Raw genomic sequence first — 22,024 nt, 5'->3', positions numbered from 1 at the left:
ATCTCCAGGACTTAAGCTTTAACAGCTGGTTTAACGATAACGTCGCCGCCGATAGCGCCAGGTACTGCACCTTTAACTAAAAGCAGGTTACGCTCAGCGTCAACACGTACTAGCTCTAGGTTCTGAGTAGTTGTTTGCACATTACCCATTTGACCAGCCATTTTCTTACCTTTAAACACCTTACCAGGTGATTGGTTTTGACCGATTGAACCAGGAGCACGGTGAGATAGAGAGTTACCGTGAGTAGCGTCTTGCGTAGCGAAATTCCAGCGCTTAACACCACCTTGGAAACCTTTACCTTTTGAAGTACCAGTAACGTCTACTTTGTTTACTTCGTTGAATAGCTCAACAGTAAGCTCAGCACCTACTTCAAACTCACCTTCACCGCCGTTAAGACGGAATTCCCACAGGCCACGACCCGCTTCAACACCAGCTTTAGCGAAGTGACCCGCTTCTGGTTTGTTTACACGGCTTGCTTTTTTCTCGCCTGCAGTAACTTGAAGCGCGTCATAACCGTCTGTTGCGTCAGATTTGATCTGAGTAACACGGTTAGGAGTCGCTTCGATAACTGTCACAGGGATAGATACACCATCTTCAGTGAAGATGCGTGTCATACCCACTTTACGACCGACTAGACCTAATGCCATTTTCCTAAAACCTCTCTAATCTTTCGATTAACCCAGGCTGATTTGAACATCAACACCAGCAGCAAGGTCTAGGCGCATTAGAGCGTCTACAGTCTTGTCAGTTGGTTCTACGATGTCGATCAGACGTTTGTGGGTGCGGATTTCATACTGATCACGCGCGTCTTTGTTTACGTGCGGAGAGATCAATACAGTAAAACGTTCAAAGCGAGTAGGAAGTGGGATTGGACCACGTACCTGAGCGCCAGTGCGTTTCGCAGTTTCCACGATTTCCGCCGTTGATTGGTCAATCAAACGGTGGTCAAAAGCTTTTAGGCGAATACGAATGCGTTGATTTGACATTCTTAAACCTCAATTAAAAGAGCATTTAAAAAGAGCATAAAAAAACCCCCGAGGCCATCTCAAAATATAAGAGGTCGGTTGTTCTTCTATTTCTACCATTGAACTCCAAATCGGAGTTCCTGTTTACGTGCCTGAAATCCAGGCCTATGTATGACTTTCGTGTGACGAATCACAGAAAGTTTGAGCATTATAATGACACTGGTGATAAATGCAACAATTATCGCAAAATTATTTGTCCTGTGGCCCGTCTACATTATAAGTCGATTAAGGCAGCTATACTTTGCGCAGAGGATTGCACACATTGGCCTTGTCATTGTACTGACACAAATGGTCAGTCCAGTTAAAGCCTGATATTCTATACAGCAAAAATACGAATCTGGTATCGCTATGCGCTTACTTTCTCAGGGGCTCAACCGAGTGGCCCAATGGACCAACTGTTTACTGGTCAGAAGCAAACTGCTACCGGCAGATCCCGTGTCGCAGTTCGACCTGGACCCAAGTTTACCGACCTTTTATGTTGCCCGCCTCAATTCCCGGGCCGATTTGGCGGCACTGAATGCGATGTGTAAAAAGCTGGGTCTGCCCAGCCCGATGCAGGACCAACTGTTGGGTAGCAAAACGCTGCCGCGCTTTATCGGTATCAAAAACCCAACGCCCTTGCTGAGTAAAACACCCGCGCCAAGCACCGCGATTGAGCAGGGTAAAGCCATTTTCTCTGCTCTGCGGGCGCACCCGGACATCAAAGCACAGGTGATCCCGGTAACTGTGCTGTGGGGCCGTAACCCGGGTAAAGAAAAGCCGGGCTTAGGTACCCTGTTCAGCCATTCACTGACCCCCAGCTGGTTGCGCAAGGCCATGGTGGTGCTGTTTTCCGGTCGCGACAACCTGGTACGTTTTTCCGCGCCCATCGCGCTGGATCAGCTAATGACTGACAAAGCAGATGTCGACGAGCTGCCCCATAAGTTGCTGCGCGTGGCACGAGTGCACTTTCATCGTCAGAAACTGGCGGCGACAGGTCCCAAGCTGCCTTCGCGCGAAGCCTTATTTAATTCCCTGCTGGCTGCCCCCACTGTGAAACGAGCGATTGCTGATGAAGCCAAGTCCAAGGGGCTGAGCCATGACGAGGCGCGTTTAAAGGCGTTAGAGTTACTTGAAGAGGTTGCCGCTAACTATTCCGAAGCCATGGTTCGCGTGGGCGATCGCGTACTGACCTGGTTGTGGAACAAACTCTACAACGGTATTGAAGTCAAAAATGCCGAACGCGTGCATGAGCTGGCCGACAAAGGTCACGAGATCATTTATGTGCCCTGCCACCGCAGCCACATGGATTACCTGTTGCTGACCTATGTGATTTACCATCAGGGCCTGGTGCCGCCGCACATAGCCGCCGGGGTCAATCTCAACTTTTTCCCGGCCGGCGGGATCTTCCGCCGTTGTGGCGCGTTCTTTATTCGTCGCTCCTTTGCCGGTAACAAGCTCTACTCCGCCATCTTTAAAGAGTATCTGACCCAGCTGTTCATTAAAGGCTATTCCGTTAAGTTCTACACCGAAGGGGGTCGCAGCCGCACCGGTCGCTTGTTGCCACCCAAAACCGGCATGCTGGCCATGACCATGCAGTCGATGCTGCGCGGTATAGACAGGCCTATCTCCATCGTCCCGGTCTATATCGGCTATGAGCATGTGATGGAGATCAACACCTATCTTAAAGAGTTAGCGGGCAGCAGCAAAAAGAATGAGTCCGTCGCAGGGGTCTTTAAAGCCATTAAGAACCTCAAAAACTATGGCCGCGGCTATCTGAACTTTGGTGAGCCTATCCACCTTAATCAGTACCTGAATGAACATCAGTCCGACTGGCGCGATGCCATTGGCCAGGATGAAGGTGCCAAACCACAGTGGCTGAATGGTCAGGTGGCACAGGTCGCTGATCAGATCATGACGAACATTAACGCCAGCGCGGCGCTCAATTCCATTAACCTGCTGGCTATGGTGCTGCTGTGTAATGAGCAGTTCGCGCTGAGCAAACAGAAGCTGCTAACCCAGCTACGCTTCTATCTCAGTTTGCAAAACCAGGCACCTTACGACACCAATGTCACGGCACCGGATGAAGATGCAGAGGCCCTGCTAAAGCATGCGCTGATGCTGGATAAATTCGACGTACTGGAAGACGAGCTGGGTGAGATCATCACCATCAAGGAAAAAGAGCGCACTCTGTTTAACTATTACCGCAACAATATATTGCACTTGTTTGCCGTACCCAGTGTGATTGCGCAAATGCTGTTTAACCGTTACAGCGTGACCGTGACTGAGTGTCGGGAACGCCTCAGCAGCCTTTACCCGCTTTTTGCCAAAGAGTGGTTTATGCACGACCTGCGCGATGGCTATATTGAAGCGGTGCTGAACAGTTTTGCCCAGGAAGGCCTGATTGACTTTGATGGCCACCTTGCCACGGTCGTCAAAGACAACAAGGCACTGGCACAGCTTGAAATGCTGGGCAAAGTGATCCACCTGACGCTGGAGCGCTACGCCATCACCGTCAGCCTGCTGCTACGTGAACAGGGAATCGCACGTGCCACGCTGGAGAGCGAAAGTGAAGTGCTGGCAAAACGACTGGGCACCTTACACGGCATTAAGAGCCCAGAGTTTTTTGATAAGAAAGTGCAAAGCAACCTGATCAGTGTGTTGCAGGAGCAAGGGTTTATCTGTATTTCCGATAAGCAAAGCATCAACGCCACACCGACTCTGGCGACGCTGTCTGATCACCTCAATGATCTGCTGCCAGCACGGATCTGGCAGTCTATCCGAGATACGCTGTAACCTTATGCGTCAGCGCGCTTCGCGCTGGCGCATTACCCCTTCCTGAATGGTCGAGGCCACCAGTTCGCCCTGGCGGTTAAAGAACTGCCCTCTGACCAGACCTCGGCCATTGCTGGCACTGGGGCTGTCTACACTGTAGAGCAGCCATTCATCCATACGGAATGGCCGGTGGAACCACATAGCATGATCTATGGTCGCCACCTGCATATTCCGCTGCATAAATGACACCCCGTGTGGCTGCAACGCAGTCGGCAAAAATTCAAAATCCGACGCATATGCCAGCAGATAATTATGGATACGACGGTCGTCGGGCATAGCCCCATTGGCTTTGAACCAGACGTGTCGGGTTGGCTCCATTACCTCTGGCTGAAATGGGTTGTGAAACTCCACCGGACGCATCTCTATCGGCATAGGCTGAGTAAACTTGGCGCGCAACGGCTCTGGGATTAAATCTGCTTTATCCTGATAGAATTCCAGCGAAGAGCGCAGCGCCTCTGGTGCAGGCACATCAGGCATCTCAGACTGGTGTGACAAACCGGGCTCATCGCCCTGAAAAGAAGCGGTCATATAAAAAATGGGTTTGCCGTACTGAATGGCGCTGACCCGGCGGGTGCTGAAACTGCGTCCGTCGCGAATATTTTCAACATCGTAGACTATGGGTTTGCTGGCATCGCCCGGCCGTAAAAAATACGAGTGTAGCGAATGCACATAGCGCCCTGCCGGTAATGTGTATTTTGCAGCCGACAAGGCCTGCCCCATCACCTGACCACCAAACACCTGCGGAAAGCCCAGATCCTGGCTTTGGCCCCGGTAAATCCCTTGTTCGATTTCTTCGAGCTGAAGTAGATCCAGCAACCCCTGTAATGCCTGACTCATTGCACACCTCTTTCACTGCGTAGCTGATCACATAATTATACACTATTATGCAAGTAACAAGAGGCATCGTATGGTAAATCAGGTGGTTATGCCAGGTGAGGGGCCAACACATAGCCCACCTGACGAGAGTGCGATACACTAGCTCCTTCCTTTCAAAGACAAGGTAATTGATATGGCATACTGGTTATTTAAAACCGAACCCGACGCATTCTCCATTGACGATCTGCATCAGGCCCCGGAGCAAAGTACGTTCTGGGAAGGGATCCGCAATTATCAGGCACGCAACTTTCTGCGCGACGACGTAAAAGTGGGCGATCAGGTCTTTATTTATCACTCAAGCTGTAAAGTTCCGGCCGTTGTGGGTATCGCCACAGTCACTAAGGGCGCAGAGGTCGATCCCCACCAGTTTGACTTGAGCAGTGATTATTATGATGCCAAGTCCAGCCAGGACAACCCGCGCTGGGTCGGTGTAACACTACGCTATGAACAACATCTGACACGCCCTGTGACACTTAAGGCAATTAAAGCCGATGCAGCCATCACCGAGCTGGCGCTGAAAAAAGCCGGCCGACTATCCATCATGCCCGTTACCGAAACCGAGTGGGCACACATCTGCCAGCTTGGCGGCGCTCAATAGCACCGCCAGGCCAGCGCATAACCCCTTCAGCGGTGTTTTTTCTGTTTTCCCCCTTTAGGGATCATCGAAAAGTACAAGATCAGCGCCAGCCAGGAAAACAGCAAGGTACCAATCAGCCAGCCATTTTTTTCATGGCCACGGGTGCGCTTGCTGCCTGCAACCAGTCCGATTGGCAGCAAATACAGGCAGAGTGCCCCCATCAGTAACATCAATTCGTCGGTCATACTCGCTCCCAGTTTACCTCACTATGAAGTACCCGCTGCGGAGCAATGTAATGCAGTACATCGCCTCCTTTCAGCGCATAATCCAGCGGTGGGTTTAAGTCCATGTCGCGACCACTGAGGTCGTGTGCCACGCCCAGCAAAGTCGCATTATGATGCTCTTTAAAATATAAAAATAGCTGACCAAAGGTTAAGGTGCCCAGCGATAATGGCAGCTGTAAGCTAAACTGGGTGTCGCCATGCAGGGTCGATAACAGTTCTTCCTGGATACGGCTTGAACCGGGGTCTTGCATTGAGCGCACCAGGATCTCGGCAGACATAGCTGTTGAGCACTCCACATTGCGACAATGCTGGCGCAACAACTGAGCTTTGGTTTCATCGTTAAAATGGGCACTGATGTGCGCTGCGTCTTTCACCATGGGGCTGAGCTTTAACGCCGTAGTAAAGGTTTGGTCATCATCCTGGCCATCAACAATGATTTTATCCGCATAAGCCAGTCCGGTGCGCGCCAGTTGCTGGTCATCGGTAAAACTCACCAGGCGGACAAAATCTACCTCTGTAAAACGCAACAGCGGATGCTCCATCTCATCACAGACCGCGAGCACAATACGCCTTGCGATACGCTTGTTGTCAGCCAGAATATATTCGATCATGCGCTCTGTACGCGTTGAGTGCCAGCCGAAGATAATGATGTGATCGCTCAGATGTGAATAGTCTTTATCGCCCTTCATCGCTCTTTTAACCCAAATTGTAATTAGTTGTCCCACTTTACCCAGCAAAATACCAAACAGTGCCAGGCCCAGGGGGATTTGAAATACAGCCACCACCCAACGCCCCAGCTCCGTCGTGGCACTAAAATCACCATATCCCACGGTTGATGTGGTCACCACGTAATAATAGATATAGGTACTGACGGGCAGTAAGGCATGCTCCTGTGCCAGCCACAGCAGCGCCCAGGTCGCGCCCATATGCAGCAGTGTTGCCAGTCCAATCAAGGGCCAGCTGGCCTGATCAATGTGCGTTTGCAATACCAGCAGCAAACGCTTAAATAACAAAGGCATCGTCCTTCCTTTAATGCAAGTCTCTGATTTACCATACTGAATAATCAGGATTATGCAACTGAGATACCCCGCTGCACAACACTAACCTGTCGGCTTTATCCTGTTGTATCTGGTTGGGGGCAAATTGTATGCACAGAGAGTGTTAATTTATTATCTAATAAGTATATACTGAGAGAAGGTACGTATCTTAGGGTAGCTTTATGGCTGGAGTATTAGCATCCGTTGATCAACGCACACAATTGGTGGGTGAAAACCGCCTTGAGCTATTGCTGTTCCATCTGCACAGCCGACACCTGTTCGCGCTCAACGTGTTTAAAGTCAAAGAAGTCGTTAAGCTGCCTCACCTGAATAAGATGCCCAATGCCCATCCTAAGATAGCCGGTGTTACCACCATTCGGGGTGAATCCATTCCGGTGATCGATTTACGTCAGGCCATTTGCATGCCGCACTGTGAATACGACAGCGACAGTAATCTGGTGATCACCGAATACAACCGCACCATTCAGGCTTTTCTGGTCGGCAAGGTCGACCAAATCGTCAACACCACCTGGTCTGATATTATGCCGCCGCCGCGCTCTGTTGGTCGCAATCATTATTTAACCGCACTGACTAAGCTGAAACGGGGCGATCAGGAACTGCTGGTTGAAATCATCGACGTCGAAAAAGTGCTGGCCGAGATCATCGAATACAATGTGGTGATCCCTGAAAATATCCTGGATAAAAACATCATCAATGAGTTTCAGGGCCGCAAAATTTTGCATGTTGATGACTCTCCCACTGCCCGTCGTCAGGTGTCGGATACTTTGGCTCAGCTGGGCATTGAAGTACTGCCCGCCACCGATGGTCATGAGGCCTTAAAGCTGTTGCAACACTGGGCCGACGAAGGCATCAATGTTGAACAGGAGCTGATGGCAGTGATCACCGATGCGGAGATGCCGGTCATGGATGGCTATCGCTTAACCTATGAGATCCGCAACGACAGCCGCCTGAAGAACCTCTATATTGTGCTCAACACCTCACTCAGCGGCAGCTTTAACAAAGCCATGGTCGAGAAAGTCGGCTGTGATGTATTTTTGTCAAAATTCCAGCCAGATCGCCTGGTTGAAGAAATGCAGCGCCGACTGAAAGACGTACTTAATCAGTAACTGTATATAAAAACAGGTAAGTGATAATTTAAACTTTATATTTTTCATGTGGTTAATTTTAACTACGTGCAAAACACCCGCACCAAACTGGGCTTTGTGTCCTGCCCTAGGTATACTTTGCGCTGAATAAAGACGACGGGCGCAAAGATGGACGTATCAGAATTACTTGATGGCTTAAACGACAAACAACGTGAAGCGGTGGCTGCACCGCTGCAAAATATGCTGGTATTGGCGGGCGCAGGCTCGGGCAAAACCCGGGTGCTGGTGCACCGCATCGCCTGGCTGATGCAGGTTGAGCATGCCTCGGCGTACAGTATTTTTGCCGTAACTTTTACCAACAAAGCCGCCAAAGAGATGCGTACCCGGGTCGAAGAGACCTTGCAAAACCCGGTCAGTGGCATGTGGATCGGCACCTTCCATGGACTCGCCCATCGTATTTTACGCGCCCATCATCGCGAGGCCAATCTGCCAGAGTCGTTTCAGATTTTGGATTCCGACGACCAGCTTAGAATGATCAAACGCCTGCTGAAGTCGATGAACATAGATGATAAAAAGTGGCCACCCAAGCAGCTCAGCTGGTATATCAGTGCACGCAAAGACGAAGGTCAGCGCCCCAAAGACATTACCGCCCATGACGTCAACGAACAGCTGATGTTACAGGTGTATACCGCCTATCAGGACGCCTGCGATCGCGCCGGACTGGTCGACTTTGCCGAAATTTTACTGCGCTGCTACGAAGTGCTGCAACAAAACCCCACGCTACTGCGCCATTACCAGCAACGCTTTCGCCATATGCTGGTCGACGAATTTCAGGATACCAACAGCATTCAGTATTTGTGGTTAAAGCTGCTGGCGGGCAGCGACAGCAACATTATGATAGTAGGTGATGACGACCAGAGTATTTATGGCTGGCGCGGTGCACGGATTGAAAACATCAAACGCTTTTTGACCGACTTTGATGCGCAAACCATTCGTCTGGAGCAAAACTATCGCTCTACCGGCACCATACTGAAAGCCTCCAATGCGCTGATCCAGAACAACGCCGAGCGCATGGGTAAGAGCCTCTGGACCGATGGCAATCAGGGCGAGCCTATCTCCGTCTATGCGGCGTTTAATGAGCTGGATGAGGCCCGCTTTATGGTCAGTAAAGTGAAATCCTGGCTGCAAGGCGGCAACGCACTGAGCGATTGCGCCGTGCTTTATCGCAGTAATGCCCAGTCGCGGGTGCTGGAAGAAGCGCTGTTACAGGAAGGTCTGAAGTACCGAATTTACGGTGGCATGCGCTTTTTCGAGCGTCAGGAGATCAAAGATGCCCTGTCTTATCTGCGTCTGATCAGCAATCGCAACGACGATGCGGCCTTTGAGCGGGTGATTAACACTCCTGCCCGTGGCATTGGCGACAAAACCCTGAGCCATATCCGCGACTGTGCCCGCGCTGAGTCGCTGCCTCTGTGGTATGCCGCCAAAGCGGTGCTGGAACAGGGCCACCTGGCCGGACGCGCCGCCACCGCTATTCGCCGTTTTATTGAGTTAGTTGAACAGCTCGACGACAAGCTGATGGAACTGGAGCTGGCCGAGCAAGCCAAAACCACCATAGAACTGTCGGGTCTGCTGGCCATGTATCAGGCCGAAAAAGGCGAAAAAGGCCGTGCCCGGGTAGAAAACCTTGAGGAATTGATCAACGCCTGCGGTCAGTTTGAATTGCCGGTTGAAGAAGAATTCACCTCACCACTGCAAGGGTTTTTAGCCTATACCTCGCTGGAGTCTGGCGAAGGTCAGGCCGACGAGCATGAAGATGCGGTACAGATGATGACGCTGCACTCGGCCAAGGGCCTGGAGTTCCCACTGGTCTTTATGGTGGGCGTAGAAGAAGGCATGTTCCCGTCACAACAAAGCCATGAAGAATCCGGTCGCCTCGAAGAAGAACGCCGCCTGTGTTACGTGGGCATGACCCGGGCAATGGAAAAGCTCTATATCAGTCATGCGGAAAGCCGCCGCCTCTATGGCCAGGAAAAATACCACAGCCCGTCACGCTTTTTACGCGAGATCCCCGAAGACTGTCTGGAAGAAATTCGCATTAAGACGCAAGTGTCACGCCCGGCCCCCAGTGGTCGTTTCAGCGGCTCGGTAAGCCATGCCGCATTTGAAGACAGTGGCTTCAGCCTGGGCCAGCGCGTATTACATGCCAAATTTGGGGCCGGCACGGTACTCAATTACGAAGGCAGCGGTGCACAGTCACGTATTCAGGTGAATTTTGACGATGTCGGCAGCAAGTGGCTGGTCACTGCCTATGCCAGACTGCAAGCACTCTAAGCTGGCGCGCCTGCTTACCCAGCTCAAGCAGGCCAGACATCGTCAGTTGTTGCTGATCAGCGGCGAGCAGCACTGGACTTACAAAGAAGTGCAGCGCCTGTTTCCCACCCTGGCTGACTCAGCATTGATATTGAGTCAGTACACAGAGCTGCCTGGTGCCTGCTGGCCCGAACATCTGCATCAGGTGCTGGGCCAGGAGTATTCCGGCGTCGTTTACGACCTCTACAGCGGATTGCTGCCGAATAAGCTGGCTGCCGCCGCAGGCACAGTGCAAGCTGGCGGCCTGTTGATTTTACTTGCTCCAGACTTATCTCAATGGCATAGCTGGTGCGATCCGGCACTGGAACGTTGGCTGTCTTATAACGAAACCGCACAATCCAGCCCCTACTTACAGCGCTGGCAGCGCCTGCTAGGCAGCAACTCAGTGTGGCAGATCAGCCAGGCACAGGGCGATTTACTGCCACAACACTACAACGCGCCGCACGCGACACTCGACACCCGCGAGCAACACAACGCGCTCATCCAGCTGAAGGAACACTTAACGCAGCCTGCACCCGGGCCGGTGTTACTCAGCGCCGACCGTGGTCGGGGCAAGTCTTCGTTATTGGGCAAACTAGCCGCAGACCTGCCAGCGCTAAGCTTTATTTTATGCGCGCAGCAGCGCCGCGCGGTGCACAACAGTTTTGTTCATCTTGGCGCGGCACTGGATGAGCCGGTCACCGATAAGCTTAACCAGCTTGCAAACCTGCGCTTTATGCCGCCCGATCAGCTACTTGCACAGCGCCCTGACTGTGATGTGTTACTGGTTGATGAGGCCGCAGCGATCCCCGTGCCCATGCTGATGTCGCTGTTGAATGCGTACCCTAAAGTGGTGTTTTCCAGCACCCTGATTGGCTATGAAGGCAATGGCCGGGGCTATACGCTGCGCTTTGCCAGACAGCTTGAGCACACCCATCCGCAGCGCCTGAGCTTATCTCTCAGTCAACCGATCCGCTACAGCGAGCAAGATCCGCTCGAAGCCCGGTTACGCCAGCTGTTTGCCCTGGATTGTGACTATCAAAAACCAACAGCACCGTCGGCACCACTGCTATTCGAATCGCTGACAGGCGCACAACTGGCAACGGATGAAGAGACCCTGTCTCAGGTTTTTGCCCTGCTGGTGCTGGCACATTATCAAACCTCAGTGAACGATCTGCGCCAGCTGCTCGACAGTCCGCACAATCGCTTATACCTTGTTCGTCAGCAAGGTTGTGTGGTGGCGGTGTGCCTGCTCAAGCTGGAAGGCGGTTTTGATGCGCAACTCAGCCAGGATATAGCCGCAACAACACGCCGCCCGGCCGGGCATTTAATGGCGCAGCAGCTTGCACAACTGACCGGCAACCCGGCACTTGCTCAGCGCCTTGGTGCCCGCGTTGTGCGGATTGCGGTGTCACCACAGCAACAGGGAGAACGCATTGGTAGTCAGCTGTTATGCTTTGCCGAGCAACAGCTCAGCGGCCAGGTAGATTACTTCGGCAGCAGTTTTGGCTGTAACGCACAGTTACTCAGATTCTGGCAACACCACCAGTACCGTCCCGTTAAACTGGGATTTAAGCAGGACAAAGCCAGTGGTGAATTTGCCGTGCTGGTGATCAAGCCGGTGACTGACTCAATCGCGCTGGAGCCACTGCAACTCTGGTTTAAACACCTGTGGTTTAATCAGCTGAGCGAGTTGTATCGCGACTTCCCCTGCGCTTTGGTTACTGAACTGTGTAAAACCCTGCCGCACAACACGCCCGACGCCTTGTTATTACAACAACTGGCCTACTTTGCCAGTGCCCCGGCGGGAGAGCAGCAGATAGCGGCCCTGCTCCACGAATTGATCCGCTGTCACCCATCGCTTCTGGACCGATTATCAGCCAGTTCCCAAGTCACAACGATTCGGCTATTATTACAACGTCACCCGCCAAAAGTATTAGAAGATACTGTGAGTCTGGCTACAAAAAAACAACGACAAGCCGCATTGCGGTCAATAGTGACGGAAGTACATGCTGAAATTAATCTCAACCCTGAGTTGCTGTATTGCCCTGCTGGGCAGCCCTGAGCTTATCGCTGATGACGAGCTCAAACTCGGTATGTCGGTCGGCCTGAGTGGTCCGGCCAAAGAAATTGGTCAGCAGCTCAGACAAGGGGCTCAGCTATACTTTGATTATGCCAATGCCCTGCCTGGCAGATCTCACCAAGCGGTTTCACTGATGGTGCTGGATGACGGCTATGAGCCCAGTCGCACCGTCATCAACACCCGTTATCTGATTGAGCAGCATAAGGTACTGGCCCTGTTTGGTAACATGGGCACGCCCACCGCCCATGCCATTCAGGCTATTCTGACGCACCATCAACTGCCATTTTTAATGCCTTTTACCGGTGCGGACTTTTTACGCCACGACACACCTTATCCAGTATTTAACTGGCGTGCCAGCTATATGGATGAAGCCACTGAACAGGTCCGTTACCTGGTTGATGAACAAGGACACAAAGCCATTGCTCTGTTGATCCAGGCCGACGAGTTTGGCCTGACTCTGGAAAAAAGCTTTCGCCAGGCACTGAACGCACGCGGCCTCTCCCCCAAAGTCACGGCGCGTTTTCGCCGCAACAGTGCCGATATCAACAAGGCCCTCAAGGCGATCATGCGCAATGAAGTGACGGCTGTGGCGATGATTGGCACTTACCAACCTCTTTCGGTGTTTATCGACAAAGCCATGCACCGGGGGTTTAAAGGCACCTTTACCGGGGTGTCTTTCACCTCGTCCAGCGCGCTGTTTGCCAAGCTGACCAGTCACCCCACGCTGATGATAAGCGAAGTTGTGCCCAACCCGAATAAGTGCAAGGCACAGCTGTGTGATTTATTTCGCACTCTGGCAGCCAAACATACATTGGCTGTCAGCCCGCAGATCTTTGAGGGCTTTCTTAACGCCGCCATTTTTATCTCAGCGCTCAACTACTGCCCACAACCTGTCCAACGTGCATGCCTGAGTGGCGCAATGCAACAGGTGCTAAAAAAAGACCCGGCGATCAGGGCTATTTTTGGGCTCACAGGCACGGAGAATAAACCCCGTGTGTATCGATCTTATTTTCAATAATGTCTATGCTTAGGGCATTACGTTAACGTACAGAGGCAGACATGGACTTAATCAATTTTCGGGTAGGGAAAAAAACCATTTCACTAAAGATACTGGATATCCTGCTGACGGAGCGCTATGAAGGCAACCTTACCTCTTTGCCCAACGACAACCCCAGTTTTATGGGGGTAAAAGATTATATGGGCACACCGACGCCTATTTTCGACCTCGGTTTGATATTGAATAACCAATCGTCCTACGACATCAACAAGTCTCTGGTTACTATGTTGCAGGAGCGCGAGCAAGATCAGAAAGCCTGGCTCGCAGAGCTGGAGCGCTGCATCTACAACGATCAACCTTTTACCCAAGCCAAGGACCCTAAGCAATCTGCGTTTGGTAAATGGTACTACAGCTTTAAAACCGACAATGAAGACTTACGCACGCTGTTGGCGCGCTTTGAGGAGCCCCATAATAAGCTCCACGCGCTGGCCGACAAGCTGCTCACCCTCAATGCCAAGGGCGATAAAGACGAAGCCCTGCGATTGCTGGAAAAAGAAAAAGCAACCACCTTTATGAAGCTGATCCGCCTGTTTGAATCAGCCCGGGATCAGATCACCCTCGACCACAAACCCATCATCGTATTTACCACCCAGGATGGGCAGCGGCCGCACATTGGTCTGCTGGTTGATCAGGTCGAAGACAATATTCACTGTGATGAGTCGGACATCAAGTCTCTGCATGAAATGACCAGTATGGGTTTTGAGATTGACCCGCAAACCCGCAAGATGATGAAAGGGCTGATTAAACAGGGAGAGCATCACAGCCTGGTACTGGATCCCAGCGCCATTTTCCGTCCGGATCACTTACAAGACTATGAGCCGGAAGAAACAGAAGCCTATGGTTTGTTCTGAGTCTTCAAGACTGGCAACCGAAAAATGACACGTGTGGGCTTTGCTAGCTCATTCATTATCGCAATAAAAAACGCCGCAAATGCGGCGTTTTTTAGTATTCGACAAGTAAGTAATTACTTGGCCTGACGGCTTGCGCGCTTACGCTCGCTTTCAGTCAGTAGCTTCTTACGAATACGGATGCTTTCTGGTGTGACTTCTACCAGCTCATCATCATCGATAAACTCAAGCGCTTGCTCAAGTGTCATGATGATAGGCGGAACCAGGTTCTGTGCTTCGTCAGTACCCGATGCACGTACGTTAGTCAGCTGCTTACCTTTCAGGGCGTTAACCGTTAAGTCGTTATCACGTGCGTGAATACCGATGATCATACCTTCGTATACTTCAACACCGTGACCGATGAATAGCTTACCACGGTCTTGAAGGTTGAATAGTGCGTTAGTCAGTGCTTTACCTGCCGCGTTTGCGATAAGTACACCGTTCTTACGTTGACCAATGTTACCGCCTTTGTGTGGGCCGTAGTGATCAAACGTGTGGTACATTAGACCAGAACCTGAAGTCAGCGTCATAAAGTCAGTTTGGAAACCGATAAGACCACGAGAAGGCATCATGAAGTCCATACGGATACGACCTTTACCATCTGGTGCCATGTCGGTCATTTCTGCTTTACGAAGACCAAGTTGCTCCATGATAGAACCTTGGTGCTCTTCTTCAACGTCAACCGTTACTGTTTCGTACGGTTCTTCTAACTGGCCATCTACTTCACGAAGAATTACTTCTGGACGAGATACAGCTAGCTCGTAACCTTCACGACGCATGTTTTCAATTAGGATACCTAGGTGAAGTTCACCACGACCTGATACGCGGAAGCTATCTGGGTTATCAGTCTCTTCAACGCGAAGTGCTACGTTGTGTACAAGCTCAGCTTGAAGACGCTCAAGGATGTTACGTGAAGTCACGAACTTACCTTCCTGACCAGAGAACGGAGACGTGTTTACAGAGAACGTCATAGTTACTGTAGGCTCGTCAACAGACAGCGCCGGCAGGGCTTCAACGGCATTGACATCACACACAGTGTCAGAGATTTTCAGCTCACCCAGACCTGTGATAGCGATAATGTCGCCAGCCTGTGCTTCTTGCGCTTCATGACGGTCCAGACCCAGATAAGTCAGTACCTGACCTACTTTGCCGTTACGTGTTGAGCCGTCGGCACCAACGATCGTTACTTGCTGGTTTACTTTCACTGTACCACGCTTGATACGGCCTACACCGATTACACCGATGTAAGAGTTGTAGTCCAGCTGAGAGATCTGCATCTGGAACGCGCCTTCTGGATCTGCGTCTGGCTTTTCTACCTGCTCAACAATCGCCTCGAACATTGGCTGCATGTTGTCTGACGGCTCGTCCAGGTCAAGCGTCGCCCAACCATTGATAGCAGATGCGTAGATAACCTGGAAGTCAAGCTGCTCGTCAGTCGCGCCCAGGTTGTCAAACAGGTCAAATACTTGATCCATTACCCAGTCAGGACGTGCGCCTGGCTTGTCGATCTTGTTGATAACAACGATAGGCTTCAGACCCAGGGCGAATGCTTTTTGCGTTACGAAACGCGTTTGCGGCATCGGACCTTCCTGGGCATCAACCAGTAGCAATACTGAGTCAACCATTGAAAGTACACGCTCTACCTCACCACCAAAGTCGGCGTGTCCCGGGGTGTCTACGATATTGATGTGGTAATCGTTCCATTCAATGGCAGTGTTTTTCGCCAGGATGGTGATGCCACGCTCTTTTTCAATATCATTCGAGTCCATGACACGCTCTTCGTTGCCACCGCGTGTCTCTAATGTGCCAGATTGTTCTAGCAGCTTATCGACTAGGGTAGTTTTACCATGGTCAACGTGCGCGATGATCGCGATATTTCTTAACTTTTCAATGCTCATATTTTTACTCAGAGAAGTTGGCCCTCAGTGATCCTAGTCGAATCGCGCAAAAATGCGCACCTAAGATGCCGATCCACAATTAAAGGTCGCGTATTATCCCCTAATAATGTGACAGATGAAAGTTTATCCAGCTTTTTTTTACAGCCCAACCCGTGAAATAACTAAAGTCTGCTGTTTTATCGCTCCACAGTCACCGCCATGTGCTACATTGAAACCATTACATAGCGCACCAGGGTGGTGCGAATTGCAATATTAACGCGCACCAACTTGGTGCAGATTGAAGTTCCATATATTACATGAAAAAGTAACCCATTGATTAACAATGCATTATAAAAACTGGCACGAATAACGCTTAGTAGTGCGCAAATGCAGAGCACTGCAACAAAAAATAACCCTACGAGTCGGAGGACACATGTCACAATCGGTTTTAGACCTTATTAAAGAACACGACGTTAAATTCGTTGATTTACGTTTCACGGATACCAAAGGTAAAGAGCAACACGTTTCTATTCCTCATCACCAGGCCGATGAAGACTTCTTTGAAGACGGCAAGATGTTCGACGGCTCGTCAATCGCAGGCTGGAAAGGCATTAACGAATCAGACATGGTCCTGATGCCAGATGCCTCTACCGCTAAGCTAGACCCTTTCTCAGAAGAAACCACGCTGATCGTACGTTGTGACGTACTTGAGCCATCAACCATGCAGGGTTACGAGCGTGACCCGCGTTCTGTTGCTAAGCGTGCTGAAGACTACATGCGCTCTACTGGTATTGCGGACACCGTACTGTTCGGCCCTGAGCCTGAGTTCTTCCTGTTTGACGACGTGAAGTTCAAAACAGACATGTCTGGCTCTATGTACAAAATTGATGCCCAGGAAGCAAGCTGGAACTCAGACAGAAGCTACGAAGAAGGCAACATGGGTCACCGTCCAGGCGTAAAAGGCGGTTACTTCCCGGTTGCACCGGTAGATTCATCAGGTGACTGGCGTAGTGCGACCTGTCTGGTTCTGGAAGAAATGGGTCAGGTTGTTGAAGCGCACCACCACGAAGTAGCCACTGCCGGTCAGAACGAGATCGCAACACGCTTTAATACTATGGTGATCAAGGCTGACGAAATTCAGGAAATGAAATACGTTATCCACAACATGGCGCACCTGTATGGCAAGACGGCGACCTTTATGCCTAAGCCTGTGGTAGGCGACAACGGTTCTGGTATGCACTGTCACCAGTCACTGGGTAAAGATGGCAAAAACATCTTTGCTGGCGACAAGTACGGCGGTCTGTCTGAAGAAGCGCTTTACTATATCGGTGGTATCATCAAGCACGCTAAAGCTATCAACGCATTTGCAAACGCTTCTACCAACTCGTACAAGCGCCTGGTACCTGGCTTCGAAGCACCTGTTATGCTGGCTTACTCAGCACGTAACCGTTCAGCGTCTATCCGCATCCCGGTTGTACCGTCTGAAAAAGCACGTCGTATTGAAGTACGCTTCCCGGATCCTACTGCGAACCCTTACCTGGCGTTCTCTGCCATGCTGATGGCTGGCCTTGATGGTATCAAAAACAAGATCCACCCTGGCGATGCGATGGACAAAGACTTATATGACCTGCCAGCGGAAGAAGCTGCAGAGATCCCGACAGTTGCCTCTTCATTGCAAGAAGCACTGGATTCTCTGGATGCAGACCGTGAGTTCCTGACTCAGGGCGGTGTATTCACTGACGACCTGATTGATGCATACATCGGATTGAAATCTCAGGAAGTTGAGAAGCTGAACATGACAACTCACCCGGTTGAGTTCGAAATGTACTACAGCGTATAAGCTGATTTTCGGTGTTCTGGTGTGTACAGGCTGATAAGGCTTGTGCACTGCGCAGCCCGGAATGCTTAATTAAGCCGTATTCGCTCACCGGCCAGGCAGCTGCTCGGTGAAAGAACAGGCTGACTCTGCGCTCTTAAATCATATGTGTTCTCAAGCCCGCGTTGCGGGCTTTTTTCGTATCAGTGCAATGGTAAACTTGCGCTAAAAGCACTAAAGTTATAGCTGGTCATGTGCGTCTTTTGAGCAAGGTGAAATTGTGTTGCGGCTTTATTGGGTGATTCTGTGTTTGGTGTACAGCGGCAGCGCTGTATCGGATCAAAAGGTCTACCGCTGGAAAGACAAAAACGGCAATTGGGTATACTCCGATGTGCCGAAAAAGGGCTCTGAGAAAGTCAAACTCAGCACCAATATGCTCACCATGCCGGCCACGGATACCAGCATTCTGACCCCCAATCCGACAACGCCTGCGGTGACCTATAAGGCAAAAATTACCGCCCCCAGCGATCAGCAAACACTGCGGGAAAACAGTGGCAGCGTTTATGTGAGTGGGTTAGTGACCCCCCGATTTGCCAATGGTTTTCAGGTTCAGCTGCTTCTTGATGGCAAGCCAGCTGGTCCAAAACAAACCTCGGCGTCATTTGCCTTGCGTGATGTGCCCAGGGGGGAACACAAATTGCAAATGAAGGTTTTTGATGACAAAGGCATGCTGGTTGCCCAAAGTGCAGTAACCACCTTTTTCCTGCACCGCGCCAGCCTGCTCAACCGTTGATTATAATAACAGGTGTGCTAATCTGCTGTGCACCAACTTGGTGCAAGGTGATCCAATATGGCACAACCCGCCTCTGAATTAATACACGAGTTATGGCAAAATCTCTCCACTGCAGTGATCTTACTAACCGAAGATCTGACCATTTATTTTGCCAACAACAGTGCCAGCGAACTGCTTGGGCTGGGCAGCAAACGCTTACTGAACCAACCTTTTGAAGCGATTTTTCATCACCACATGATCGACATGAAGCGGCTCCAGCGTTATGTACTGGACGATGGCGTCGACTGCCAGCAGCACAAGGTAGACGTGGTGTTCATCGATAATCGCGCCAGCACATTGAACCTGTTTGCACGGCGTTTTATGTTTGAAGGTCGGGCGTTTATTCAGCTTGAGTGTCGCCGTATCGACGAGGAGCTGCGCTTCGATCAGGCCTTTAACCAGGCGCATCAATATCAGGCTGCCCGCAACCTGATCCGTGGACTGGCGCACGAAATCAAAAATCCACTCGGCGGGATCAGAGGAGCGGCGCAATTATTGCAGTACGAAGTGCAGCAGGAAGAGCGTGACGAGTGCGCCGAGTTAATCATTGAACAGGCCGACCGCCTGACCGAACTGGTGGACAGACTACTGGGTCCCAATGAGTTACCCCGAAAGGAGCCCTGTAACGTCCATCGCATGCTGGAATCCGTGATCCGACTGAGTGAACTTGATGGTGCCCCCGGGATCCATCTGGTTAAAGACTATGACCCCAGCATTCCGGATGTGATAATGGACGAAGCCAAGATCCAGCAGGTCGTACTCAATATTATTCGCAACGCACAGCAAGCGCTGGGTGAACAAGGCGAGATAAAAGTATCAACCCGGATCCGTCACCGGGTAAGACGCGGCAAGCAACTGATGAAAAAAGCTTTGCAGATCCGGGTCACCGATAACGGGCCGGGTATTGCGCAAGAAATGCAGGCCACCTTGTTTTACCCTATGGTCACCAATAAGGAAGGCGGCTCTGGGCTGGGTTTATCGATTGCCCAGACACTGGTCGAGCAGCATCATGGCTTTATTGATTGCGACAGCTGGCCCGGCCATACCGAGTTTGCTATCTACCTGCCCTTTGAAGCATAAACACGTCTTACAGACGTGTGTTCGTAACCTAGTTTAAGAAGTGGGATCACACCATGAAAAATGTTTGGCTTGTCGATGATGATGCATCTATTCGCTTTGTACTGGAAAAAGCGCTGGCCCGCGCAGACTTTCAAACTGAGAGTTTCTCTAACGGCCAGGATGTGCTCACCGCACTGACCTATGATCAGCCTGCCGTGTTGATCTCTGATGTCAGAATGCCGGGCATAGATGGCATGGCCTTGCTGGAAGAGATTGCCGAACAGCACCCTAACCTGCCGGTGATCATCATGACGGCCCACTCCGATCTGGACTCTGCTGTCAATGCGTTTCAAAAGGGCGCCTTTGAATATCTGGCCAAGCCATTTGACCTGGATGAAGCCGTCTCCCTGGTGGAGCGCGCCTATCAGGCCAGCTCGCAAAATAACAAAGCCAAACGTCCCAGCAGCAATGGCAAACAGCCCGATATTATCGGAGAGGCTCCGGCCATGCAGGAGGTTTTCCGGGCGATCGGTAAACTCTCCGTCTCCAGCATGAGTGTGCTGATCAATGGCGAGTCGGGCACGGGTAAAGAGCTGGTTGCGGGAGCGCTGCACAATCACAGTCCGCGTCGTGAGCAGCCATTTATCGCACTGAATATGGCCGCCATTCCCAAAGATCTGGTCGAATCGGAATTGTTTGGTCACGAAAAAGGCGCCTTTACGGGTGCTGACAGCATTCGTCGCGGACGCTTCGAGCAGGCCAATGGTGGCACCTTGTTTCTGGATGAAATAGGCGACATGCCACTGGATGTGCAAACCCGCTTATTACGGGTGCTGGCAGACGGCGAATTTTATCGGGTGGGCGGTCATCACAGTGTGAAGGTCGACGTGCGGATCATTGCGGCTACGCATCAGGATCTGGAGCGTCTGGTTGAACAGGGTGAGTTTCGTGAAGACTTATTCCACCGCCTGAACGTTGTTCGTCTTAAGCTCCCTCCTTTACGGGAACGCCGGGAAGACATTGCCAAACTGAGTGAAAACTTTCTCGCCCGCAGTGCCAAAGAGTTGAAAGTGCCCTGCAAGATACTGACGCCAGAGGCACTCACTGTGATGCAGGCATTTCACTGGCCTGGCAATGTGCGTCAACTTGAGAACAGCTGCCGCTGGTTAACTGTGATGGCCCCGGGCGATGTTATCAATGTCGCAGATCTGCCCGAGGAGCTGAATCAACCGCTCAAAGCCGCCACGAGCGAAGCCATTGAAGGTGACTGGCTCGACGCATTTCAGCATTGGCTGGAGCAGGAGCTGCATCAGGGTAAAGAAGACATCTGGCCTCAGGTACAGGCCCAGCTCGAAACCCGCTTAATAAAAACGGCGCTGGCCGTATGCCATGGCCATAAACAAGAAGCCGCCCTGAAAATCGGTTGGGGTCGCAACACCCTGACCCGCAAACTGAAGGAGCGTAACTTTACCTGAGTGCCCAGCCGCCTGTATGAAAAATCATCACTTGTTCCTGAAAGCTGGAAATCGTATTTTGTGAAAGTGCCATTGCACAAAAAAACCCAATATTTAAGGAACGACTATGAAAATCACATTACAGAAAAAATCACTCAAACGCTTAAACAACAAAACTCCGCTGGCGCAGGAATTAACGCCACAGGCCGCGGGCGGCCAGTATGCCAGCTCCCCCTATAACAAGGGATGTATGACCTACCAGGGGCTAACCTGCCCTACTTCACCTTATGATCCAAACTGCTAAATACATGCCCGGCCGCCGGGATTTAACCCGGTGGCTTACGCCACGCGCTTGTCCCTTGACCCCACCTTAAAAAGCAAGCACTATGCAGTCATCTTGATCCTATCGCGCACTGAATAATGAAATTACTGGAGCATATCCCGCTGATAAAACAGTTGGAAATACTCAACAGACTGAGCTTTTTTAAAGAATTTACGCTGTCTGAGCGCCAGGTGTTGCTCGAGTCATTCAGCCACCTTTACCTGGTCAGTCAGGATAAGCATGCATTTCGGCGCTTTGACAAAGATAACCGGCTCTATATTGTGCTCAGCGGCGAGCTGTCTATCTATACTCAGGATCAACATCATGCCATTGGCCGGGTCGGTCCGGGTGAGTTTCTTGGAGAAGGCGCCTTTATCACTCACAGGGAGCGCAGCACCAGCGCGCTGGCGCGCAAAGATACCATCTTACTGGCCATTACACCCGATGCCCTGACACGCCTGCCGAATGTGATCAGAGAGAAAATTAAGGATAAGATCATCGAGGGCATGAGCGCCCGGATAGGCCAGCTCAATCATTATATTGAAGATCATTTACAGTGAGAGTGA

Annotated in this window: 19 protein-coding genes; 13 read left to right on the top strand and 6 right to left on the bottom strand. The window is 51.2% G+C overall.

The window, feature by feature from the left end; all coding sequences use genetic code 11:
* Positions 1 to 11: 11 nt before the first annotated feature.
* Both rplC and rpsJ read right to left on the bottom strand, forming a co-directional pair.
* Complete coding sequence (rplC, locus tag TW77_RS10305; protein WP_046004899.1) at positions 12 to 647, bottom strand: 50S ribosomal protein L3; 636 nt, start codon at positions 645 to 647, stop codon at positions 12 to 14.
* A 27-nt stretch (positions 648 to 674) separates the two neighbouring features.
* Complete coding sequence (rpsJ, locus tag TW77_RS10300; RefSeq protein ID WP_005495349.1) at positions 675 to 986, bottom strand: 30S ribosomal protein S10; 312 nt, start codon at positions 984 to 986, stop codon at positions 675 to 677.
* A gap of 387 nt (positions 987 to 1,373) precedes the next feature.
* Between rpsJ and plsB the strand changes: the two genes are divergently transcribed.
* Entirely contained in the window at positions 1,374 to 3,800 is a 2,427-nt protein-coding gene (gene plsB, locus TW77_RS10295) for a glycerol-3-phosphate 1-O-acyltransferase PlsB (RefSeq protein WP_046004898.1), read from the top strand.
* A gap of 9 nt (positions 3,801 to 3,809) precedes the next feature.
* Here plsB and tesB read toward each other — a convergent pair whose 3' ends face one another.
* On the bottom strand, positions 3,810 to 4,676 hold the full coding sequence (gene tesB, locus TW77_RS10290; protein ID WP_046004897.1) for an acyl-CoA thioesterase II: 867 nt from the start codon (positions 4,674 to 4,676) through the stop codon (positions 3,810 to 3,812).
* A 172-nt stretch (positions 4,677 to 4,848) separates the two neighbouring features.
* Here tesB and TW77_RS10285 point away from each other — a divergent pair, with 172 nt between their 5' ends.
* The gene (locus TW77_RS10285) at positions 4,849 to 5,313 is read left to right on the top strand and encodes an EVE domain-containing protein (RefSeq protein WP_046004896.1); all 465 of its coding nucleotides are present in this window, start codon (positions 4,849 to 4,851) and stop codon (positions 5,311 to 5,313) included.
* 26 nt (positions 5,314 to 5,339) lie between these two features.
* On the opposite strand, the gene TW77_RS10280 is transcribed toward TW77_RS10285, so the two are convergent.
* Positions 5,340 to 5,537, bottom strand: a complete 198-nt coding sequence (locus TW77_RS10280; RefSeq protein WP_046004895.1) for a hypothetical protein — start codon at positions 5,535 to 5,537, stop codon at positions 5,340 to 5,342.
* On the bottom strand, positions 5,534 to 6,595 hold the full coding sequence (locus tag TW77_RS10275) for a potassium channel protein (protein ID WP_046004894.1): 1,062 nt from the start codon (positions 6,593 to 6,595) through the stop codon (positions 5,534 to 5,536). Before TW77_RS10275 ends, TW77_RS10280 begins: the two co-directional genes overlap by 4 nt.
* Positions 6,596 to 6,795: 200 nt before the next feature.
* Here TW77_RS10275 and TW77_RS10270 point away from each other — a divergent pair, with 200 nt between their 5' ends.
* The 5 genes from TW77_RS10270 (at position 6,796) to TW77_RS10250 (ending at position 14,062) form a co-directional block, all read left to right on the top strand.
* Positions 6,796 to 7,740, top strand: a complete 945-nt coding sequence (locus TW77_RS10270; RefSeq protein WP_046004893.1) for a chemotaxis protein CheV — start codon at positions 6,796 to 6,798, stop codon at positions 7,738 to 7,740.
* 147 nt (positions 7,741 to 7,887) lie between these two features.
* Positions 7,888 to 10,053: a DNA helicase II gene (gene uvrD, locus TW77_RS10265; protein ID WP_046004892.1), complete on the top strand. Its 2,166-nt coding sequence runs from the start codon at positions 7,888 to 7,890 to the stop codon at positions 10,051 to 10,053.
* A complete protein-coding gene (locus TW77_RS10260) occupies positions 10,001 to 12,136 on the top strand; it encodes a GNAT family N-acetyltransferase (protein WP_052713140.1) in 2,136 nt (711 codons plus the stop codon). Before uvrD ends, TW77_RS10260 begins: the two co-directional genes overlap by 53 nt.
* The gene (locus tag TW77_RS10255) at positions 12,081 to 13,172 is read left to right on the top strand and encodes an ABC transporter substrate-binding protein (RefSeq protein WP_052713139.1); all 1,092 of its coding nucleotides are present in this window, start codon (positions 12,081 to 12,083) and stop codon (positions 13,170 to 13,172) included. Before TW77_RS10260 ends, TW77_RS10255 begins: the two co-directional genes overlap by 56 nt.
* 41 nt (positions 13,173 to 13,213) lie before the next feature.
* Positions 13,214 to 14,062 carry a chemotaxis protein CheW gene (locus TW77_RS10250; protein WP_046004891.1) on the top strand — a complete coding sequence of 283 codons (849 nt, stop codon included), beginning with the start codon at positions 13,214 to 13,216 and terminating at the stop codon, positions 14,060 to 14,062.
* A 113-nt stretch (positions 14,063 to 14,175) separates the two neighbouring features.
* Here TW77_RS10250 and typA read toward each other — a convergent pair whose 3' ends face one another.
* The gene (gene typA / locus TW77_RS10245; RefSeq protein WP_046004890.1) at positions 14,176 to 15,996 is read right to left on the bottom strand and encodes a translational GTPase TypA; all 1,821 of its coding nucleotides are present in this window, start codon (positions 15,994 to 15,996) and stop codon (positions 14,176 to 14,178) included.
* 412 nt (positions 15,997 to 16,408) lie between these two features.
* Here typA and glnA point away from each other — a divergent pair, with 412 nt between their 5' ends.
* The 6 genes from glnA to TW77_RS10220 all read left to right on the top strand — a co-directional run bounded on the left by glnA (position 16,409) and on the right by TW77_RS10220 (position 22,018).
* Positions 16,409 to 17,815 carry a glutamate--ammonia ligase gene (glnA, locus tag TW77_RS10240; RefSeq protein WP_046004889.1) on the top strand — a complete coding sequence of 469 codons (1,407 nt, stop codon included), beginning with the start codon at positions 16,409 to 16,411 and terminating at the stop codon, positions 17,813 to 17,815.
* Positions 17,816 to 18,071: 256 nt separating this feature from the next.
* Positions 18,072 to 18,584, top strand: a complete 513-nt coding sequence (locus TW77_RS10235; RefSeq protein ID WP_240479479.1) for a DUF4124 domain-containing protein — start codon at positions 18,072 to 18,074, stop codon at positions 18,582 to 18,584.
* 57 nt (positions 18,585 to 18,641) lie between these two features.
* Positions 18,642 to 19,703: a nitrogen regulation protein NR(II) gene (gene glnL / locus TW77_RS10230; protein WP_046004888.1), complete on the top strand. Its 1,062-nt coding sequence runs from the start codon at positions 18,642 to 18,644 to the stop codon at positions 19,701 to 19,703.
* 53 nt (positions 19,704 to 19,756) lie between these two features.
* On the top strand, positions 19,757 to 21,157 hold the full coding sequence (gene ntrC, locus TW77_RS10225; protein WP_046004887.1) for a nitrogen regulation protein NR(I): 1,401 nt from the start codon (positions 19,757 to 19,759) through the stop codon (positions 21,155 to 21,157).
* 106 nt (positions 21,158 to 21,263) lie between these two features.
* On the top strand, positions 21,264 to 21,440 hold the full coding sequence (locus TW77_RS25155; RefSeq protein ID WP_156158646.1) for a hypothetical protein: 177 nt from the start codon (positions 21,264 to 21,266) through the stop codon (positions 21,438 to 21,440).
* Between the two features lie 116 nt (positions 21,441 to 21,556).
* A complete protein-coding gene (locus TW77_RS10220) occupies positions 21,557 to 22,018 on the top strand; it encodes a cyclic nucleotide-binding domain-containing protein (RefSeq protein WP_046004886.1) in 462 nt (153 codons plus the stop codon).
* Positions 22,019 to 22,024 lie beyond the last annotated feature (6 nt).

This window comes from Pseudoalteromonas rubra (assembly GCF_000967655.1).
Classification (GTDB): domain Bacteria; phylum Pseudomonadota; class Gammaproteobacteria; order Enterobacterales; family Alteromonadaceae; genus Pseudoalteromonas; species Pseudoalteromonas rubra_A.
This window is presented reverse-complemented; position numbering and strand designations above follow the sequence as displayed.

Excerpts from the sequence above, each read along its gene's own strand:
- rplC (WP_046004899.1), bottom strand. The coding sequence starts at position 647 with ATGGCATTAGGTCTAGTCGGTCGTAAAGTGGGTATGACACGCATCTTC.
- rpsJ (WP_005495349.1), bottom strand. The coding sequence starts at position 986 with ATGTCAAATCAACGCATTCGTATTCGCCTAAAAGCTTTTGACCACCGT.
- plsB (WP_046004898.1), top strand. The coding sequence starts at position 1,374 with ATGCGCTTACTTTCTCAGGGGCTCAACCGAGTGGCCCAATGGACCAAC.
- tesB (WP_046004897.1), bottom strand. The coding sequence starts at position 4,676 with ATGAGTCAGGCATTACAGGGGTTGCTGGATCTACTTCAGCTCGAAGAA.
- TW77_RS10285 (WP_046004896.1), top strand. The coding sequence starts at position 4,849 with ATGGCATACTGGTTATTTAAAACCGAACCCGACGCATTCTCCATTGAC.
- TW77_RS10280 (WP_046004895.1), bottom strand. The coding sequence starts at position 5,537 with ATGACCGACGAATTGATGTTACTGATGGGGGCACTCTGCCTGTATTTG.
- TW77_RS10275 (WP_046004894.1), bottom strand. The coding sequence starts at position 6,595 with ATGCCTTTGTTATTTAAGCGTTTGCTGCTGGTATTGCAAACGCACATT.
- TW77_RS10270 (WP_046004893.1), top strand. The coding sequence starts at position 6,796 with ATGGCTGGAGTATTAGCATCCGTTGATCAACGCACACAATTGGTGGGT.
- uvrD (WP_046004892.1), top strand. The coding sequence starts at position 7,888 with ATGGACGTATCAGAATTACTTGATGGCTTAAACGACAAACAACGTGAA.
- TW77_RS10260 (WP_052713140.1), top strand. The coding sequence starts at position 10,001 with ATGTCGGCAGCAAGTGGCTGGTCACTGCCTATGCCAGACTGCAAGCAC.
- TW77_RS10255 (WP_052713139.1), top strand. The coding sequence starts at position 12,081 with ATGCTGAAATTAATCTCAACCCTGAGTTGCTGTATTGCCCTGCTGGGC.
- TW77_RS10250 (WP_046004891.1), top strand. The coding sequence starts at position 13,214 with ATGGACTTAATCAATTTTCGGGTAGGGAAAAAAACCATTTCACTAAAG.
- typA (WP_046004890.1), bottom strand. The coding sequence starts at position 15,996 with ATGAGCATTGAAAAGTTAAGAAATATCGCGATCATCGCGCACGTTGAC.
- glnA (WP_046004889.1), top strand. The coding sequence starts at position 16,409 with ATGTCACAATCGGTTTTAGACCTTATTAAAGAACACGACGTTAAATTC.
- glnL (WP_046004888.1), top strand. The coding sequence starts at position 18,642 with ATGGCACAACCCGCCTCTGAATTAATACACGAGTTATGGCAAAATCTC.
- ntrC (WP_046004887.1), top strand. The coding sequence starts at position 19,757 with ATGAAAAATGTTTGGCTTGTCGATGATGATGCATCTATTCGCTTTGTA.
- TW77_RS25155 (WP_156158646.1), top strand. The coding sequence starts at position 21,264 with ATGAAAATCACATTACAGAAAAAATCACTCAAACGCTTAAACAACAAA.
- TW77_RS10220 (WP_046004886.1), top strand. The coding sequence starts at position 21,557 with ATGAAATTACTGGAGCATATCCCGCTGATAAAACAGTTGGAAATACTC.